Below are 2,034 nucleotides of genomic sequence, written 5' to 3' on the forward strand. Positions count from 1 at the left end.
ACGCCGTTCTGGACGCTCTGCGTCCTCTCTTGAGTGTGCAGTGTGGCAAAGGTCTGTGACGCGGAGCTTTGGCACGGTATTCCAGGCTATTTCAATGCTGCCAGTATCTGATCCGGGTCGAATCCCCGGATCAAGGTGCCGTTGACGTCGATCAGCGGTATGCCTCTGCCACCCAGTGCTTCGTAGGCCTTGCGGCCTTCTTCGGACTTCTCGATGTCGAACTCCTGATACGCAATCCCTTTGCTGTCGAGAAAGCGCCGCGTCTGTTTGCAGTAGCCACACCAGTCAGTGGCGTACATCACCACTTTCGCCTGGCTGTAGCTCTGCGCAACGCTCGCTGGCGGCGGGTTGACGAAATTCTCGATCTTGCCCCAGTTCTGATAAACCACCACAACCAGCATGATCAGCGCGAACTTCTTGAGGGTGCGTATCGGCATGTCGGTTACCGTCGCTTCAACTGATCGGTCAGTTGGGTCGGCAGCCCCTTGATGATCAGGGTGCCTGCAGTTTCGTCGTACTCGATCTTGTCACCCAGCAGGTGAGCCTCGAAGCTGATCGACAGTCCTTCGGCGCGTCCTGTGAAACGTCGGAACTGGTTGAGGGTGCGCTTATCCGCCGGTATTTCCGGGGACAGGCCGTAATCCTTGTTGCGGATGTGATCATAGAACGCGCGCGGACGCTCTTCGTCGATCAGTTCGGACAGTTCTTCCAGGCCCATCGGCTCGCCCATCTTGCTCTGGCTGCTGGCGTAATCGACCAGGGTCTTGGTCTTCTCGCGGGCTGACTCCTCCGGCAGGTCTTCACTTTCAACAAAGTCACTGAAGGCCTTGAGCAGGGTGCGGGTTTCGCCGGGGCCATCAACGCCTTCCTGGCAACCGATGAAGTCGCGGAAGTACTCGGAAACCTTCTTGCCGTTCTTGCCCTTGATGAACGAAATGTATTGCTTGGACTGTTTGTTGTTCTGCCATTCCGACAGGTTGATCCGCGCAGCAAGGTGCAACTGGCCCAGGTCCAGGTGGCGCGAAGGGGTGACGTCCAGCTCGGCATTCACTGCCACGCCTTCGCTGTGGTGCAGCAGGGCGATGGCCAGGTAGTCGGTCATGCCTTGCTGATAATGGGCAAACAACACATGGCCACCGACGGAAAGATTGGATTCTTCCATCAGCTTCTGCAGATGCTCGACCGCTGTGCGCGAGAACGCGGTGAAGTCGTTGCCACCGTCCAGATACTCTTTCAGCCAGCCGCTGAACGGGTGTGCGCCGGATTCTGGATGGAACAGGCCCCATGCCTTGCCTTGTTTGGCGTTGTAGCTCTCGTTGAGGTCGGCCAGCATGTTCTCGATGGCCTGGGACTCAGCGAGTTCGGAGTCGCGTGCATGGAGAACAGCGGGCGTACCGTCGGGTTTTTTATCGATCAGGTGGACGATGCAATGACGGATCGGCATGGGCTTCTCGGCTGAAAAAGGTGAAGAGCGTGCAGCTCGTTGCAAGACGGCAAGTGTAACGCACGCGTGCGCCACTTGGCCCCGGACAGGCTGGTTTTCGCCAGCAGGGCGTGTTTGCTGGATGTTTTTTGTGCAATTGGCATTAAAACCTGACCAAAAGGATAGGTAGAGGCGGATATTTGTCCGGCTCTGTGCTAGTTTTGCGCGGTCTTGCGCACTTAGCGCGTCAAGCATGCAGTTAGCGCACACGTAGGTCGAACCATTGCCCGGTTTCAGTATCTACACTTTCGCGATTAATCGTGGCTGCTAGCGGGTGGCCAGGNNNNGCAATCCAAATGAATTTGATAGGGAAGGAACACCACCATGGCTCTTACTAAAGACCAATTGATCGCCGATATCGCTGAAGCTATCGACGCGCCAAAAACTACCGCGCGTAATGCTCTTGAGCAATTGGGCCAAATTGTTGCCGACCAATTGGAAAACGGCGTGGAAATCACTTTGCCAGGTATCGGCAAACTGAAAGTTGCAGAGCGTCCGGCTCGCACTGGCCGCAACCCTTCGACTGGCGCTGCCATCGAAATCGCTGCCAA

General features: G+C 56.5%; 3 protein-coding genes. 1 reads left to right on the forward strand and 2 read right to left on the reverse strand.

What is annotated here, in order from left to right:
* Positions 1–86: 86 nt before the first annotated feature.
* Together ALO64_RS12350 and yejK are read right to left on the reverse strand one after the other, a co-directional pair.
* Entirely contained in the window at positions 87–437 is a 351-nt protein-coding gene (locus tag ALO64_RS12350; RefSeq protein WP_044345285.1) for a glutaredoxin family protein, read from the reverse strand.
* Between the two features lie 5 nt (positions 438–442).
* Positions 443–1,444: a nucleoid-associated protein YejK gene (gene yejK, locus ALO64_RS12355; protein WP_002552278.1), complete on the reverse strand. Its 1,002-nt coding sequence runs from the start codon at positions 1,442–1,444 to the stop codon at positions 443–445.
* A gap of 363 nt (positions 1,445–1,807) precedes the next feature.
* On the opposite strand from yejK, the gene ALO64_RS12360 reads away from it, so the two are divergent.
* The coding region (locus tag ALO64_RS12360; protein WP_054991724.1) for an HU family DNA-binding protein at positions 1,808–2,034 on the forward strand (227 nt) is incomplete at its 3' end.

This window comes from Pseudomonas meliae, from assembly GCF_001400515.1.
GTDB lineage: Bacteria > Pseudomonadota > Gammaproteobacteria > Pseudomonadales > Pseudomonadaceae > Aquipseudomonas > Aquipseudomonas amygdali.